Raw genomic sequence first — 3,159 nt, forward strand, 5'->3', positions numbered from 1 at the left:
GGTCCTCCGACAAGGTCTTCGCCATCGCCGCTGGCCTCCAACCCCAGCCAGCAGCTTGAATCAGATTGCCCCCGAGCCGGGCAAGCCCTCTGATTCGGTTCGCTCGGAATCTGCTCTAGCTGCGCATCGACCTGTCCCTTGAATAAAAGGGCGTACATTAGAACCATCACCACCCATGTGGGATTGGCTCGGTCAAGGAGAGTCGTCTCCAGCAGATCACGAAGACAGCCGAAAGCAAGAACAGCACAGATCAGCGTTCTCGACGCCGACGATGGGAGAGGTCTGCAGAACAACACGTAGAAGGGATAGATGACCAAGCATGTCACGGCTATTCCCAGCCCGATTGCGCCAATCTGGACCAAAAGGTCAAGGTAGCCGTTGTGCGCCAGGAAGATGGTCGTCACCCAGCCGGAACCGTACTGAAACACAGGGCTATCAAAGCCGATCGCCCAGAAAGAACCATAACCCGCCCCAAGCAGTGGATGGTCAGAGAAAAAGTCAAGCAAAACAGGCCAGACCTGAGTTCGACCGGTGAAGGACGCAGGATCCTCCAGGATGCGTAGCTGAGCCTCTACGAGGTCGCGAGTGAATGGAGCGGCCATTGCGATACCAGCCAATATGACTATCGCGAGTCCCTGCCGCAGCTTGGGATTGTGGTAGCTCCAGCGCGAAAGCGCTCCGATAACTAAGGCCACCAAGGCGACGGCGCCCGAGGTCTTGGAATGCGTTTGGTAAAGGAAGGCCGTGGACAAAAAAACGAGCACAAGACCGCCCAGGTATGATCGAAACCTGAAGGTTTCATGGATAAAGATTATGAGACACAATGCGAGAACTGCCCCAGCCTCGTTCTTCTCCTTGTGGATGCCGCGCCAGCTTCCGATCAACGCTTGATCCATCTCATCGGACTGGTGGATTGCGAGCGGAAATAGCGCCACAGCAATCCAGTTAATCAACAGGATGCAGCAGAGAGCCGCTGACAACACGTTCATGCTGCGACGAAACGACATTAGCTGGACAGAATAGCTGACTGTCAGGACAACCACGGTCGTGAGGCCAATGCGCCTCAATGCGGCCCCGGGGTCGATCGCCCATAGCAGGCTCAACCAGCACCAACCCAGCAATGGAAGAAAAATCACCGGGGGTGCCAGGAACAGCCGCACGTCGCCTCGAAGGATGATGGCGAACAGCGTGGCGGCAAACAGCAGCAGCAAGCAAACCTGCTTGGCCAGATCACCCTCCCCAGCACTCGCGCTCGCGATGTCGACGGTGCCGAGAAGAACAGCATGCGCGTCCCAGGCGCATGCAACCATGATCAGAAGGAATAGTACGGCAGCGCTGATTTTTCCTGCAAGCTCAAGGTAACGAGTGCCCAGCAATGATTCCTCCAGCGACTCTGTCAGCCACACGGGACTGGTGCACGGGAGATCTCCCGCAAAGCGCGGAGTCTCCACATTACCGGAGGATGAGAGCACACACCACTCACTCCATGCGCCGAAGCAAAGGAAATATCCCAACTTACTCCCAGTTCAGTCATTTCTCAAAGGCTCTGACACCACCCTATCGGCCGCGGACATGCTCGCGCTGGTCAGGAGCTCCACCCATCGGTTCTGGTCTGCCAACCACCTGTAAGCGCCGTATACGTCGGTGCGGACAATGCGGATGGTGCCGGTTGGGTCGCTGTCGTAACCCATGATAAATCCACCTTCCCCGATGGTTACCGGGCGCCACTGATAGATCTCGTGGCCCTGTTGCGCAATTCGGGTGAAGAGCACGACTGCCCCTCCATTCTGGTTTGGTCAGGCGACAGCGACGGTGTTGGGCATACCGATCCGGTTGTAGGTGTTGAGGATGGCGCAGCGGATCTGCACCTCAGCCACTTGGCGGGCGGGATCATGTGCCGCGAGCCGCTCGCCGAGGCGTTTGATGCGTGACATCGCTGTCTCGGCCAGGCTGCGGCGATGGTAGCCGCTCCAGCGCTTCCAGAGCCGCCGGCCGAAGTGCCGAACGGCACGCAGGGTCTCGTTGCGCTCGCATGCTCCTCGGGCCGGCGTCTTCCAAGGTTTGCCGTTGCGCCGGGGTGGCACGAGCAGGTCCGCGTTACGGGCCGCTGCGGCCGCGTAGGCCGTGCGGGTGTCGTAGGCCCCATCTCCGCCAACGGAGGCGATCTGCTCCCCTTGCGGCACCTGCGCCAGCAGATCGGGCAGAATCTCGCCATCGCCGTGCCGGTGGTCGGTCATCTCGACAGCCCGGATCTCGTGACTGTCTGCATCAACCGCCAGGTGCACCTTGCGCCAGATGCGGCGACGGTCGGCACCATGCCTCCTGACCTTCCACTCCCCTTCGCCCAGCACTTTGAGCCCGCTGCTGTCCACGACGAGATGCAGCGGCTCACCTCGGGCGCGGTAAGGAATGACCACGGTCAGCGCCTGCTGCCGGCGCGAGAGGGTGCTGAAGTGCGGCACCGGCCACCCGAGCCCGGCCAGGCGGATCAGGCTTCCCACCAAGCCCTGGGCCGCCCGCAGCGGCAGCTGGAACAGCACCTTCAGCGTCAGCGCGCACTGGATCGCGGCGTCGCTGAACACCGGCGGCCGGCCCCGCTTGCCCGTGCCCGCCGGCGCATGCCAGGCTAGGTCCGGCGATAGCCAGACAGTCAGGTCGCCGCGGGCGATTAGGCTCCGGTCATACTCGCGCAAGTTCCGCACGCGATACCGCTTCCTCGGCCGCTCAGCCCCCGTCGCATCCTTCCTCATGGCCCATCACCCACGAGCTTTCCGCAACAACGCCGATCTCGTCCTCCATTGCGCCAGTCGCGGCCGAGGTCGGGAGAACCACGTTCACCACGGTGCGGCCGGACACGAGAAAGCTCAGCAAGCCAGAAACAATAATGCCGACCAAGCGGATGATGGCGACGATCCGGAGAGTTCGTGTCTGCATGGGGTTTTCACCGGAGCAAAATTGTTCGGCAGAACTGATTTCACCAGGGTTCGAGCACGTCGAGGCTTCACACCCGAGCAGACAGACAGGCAGGCATCCTGACTAGAGCAGTTTCCGGTCATTCCGGCTCATATCCGCACGCGGTGAAGTAGTTGGCGCACTCGGCGGGCGTGAACTGCGGGAGCGCATCGGCGATGGCGGCCCAGAGGTCCGGGATGGTGCGGG

General features: G+C 61.2%; 3 protein-coding genes and 1 pseudogene. All 4 read right to left on the reverse strand.

The window, feature by feature from the left end; genetic code table 11:
- On the reverse strand, window positions 1–1,406 hold a 1,406-nt coding region (locus tag ACLIBK_RS25405; protein ID WP_415390092.1), incomplete at its 3' end, for an O-antigen ligase family protein.
- Window positions 1,407–1,796: 390 nt separating this feature from the next.
- Window positions 1,797–2,750, reverse strand: coding sequence for an IS5 family transposase (locus tag ACLIBK_RS25410; RefSeq protein WP_415390093.1), 954 nt, complete (start codon window positions 2,748–2,750; stop codon window positions 1,797–1,799).
- A complete protein-coding gene (locus ACLIBK_RS25415; RefSeq protein WP_415390094.1) occupies window positions 2,725–2,934 on the reverse strand; it encodes a hypothetical protein in 210 nt (69 codons plus the stop codon). Before ACLIBK_RS25415 ends, ACLIBK_RS25410 begins: the two co-directional genes overlap by 26 nt.
- 118 nt (window positions 2,935–3,052) lie before the next feature.
- Window positions 3,053–3,159, reverse strand: a pseudogene (locus tag ACLIBK_RS25420) (IS630 family transposase); the annotation flags it as partial.

Origin of the sequence: Roseomonas sp. BN140053, assembly GCF_047690175.1 — a bacterium.
GTDB lineage: Bacteria > Pseudomonadota > Alphaproteobacteria > Acetobacterales > Acetobacteraceae > Roseomonas.

Bases quoted from the DNA above. Each gene is read 5' to 3' on its own strand.
- ACLIBK_RS25410 (WP_415390093.1), bottom strand. From the start codon at position 2,750: ATGAGGAAGGATGCGACGGGGGCTGAGCGGCCGAGGAAGCGGTATCGC.
- ACLIBK_RS25415 (WP_415390094.1), bottom strand. From the start codon at position 2,934: ATGCAGACACGAACTCTCCGGATCGTCGCCATCATCCGCTTGGTCGGC.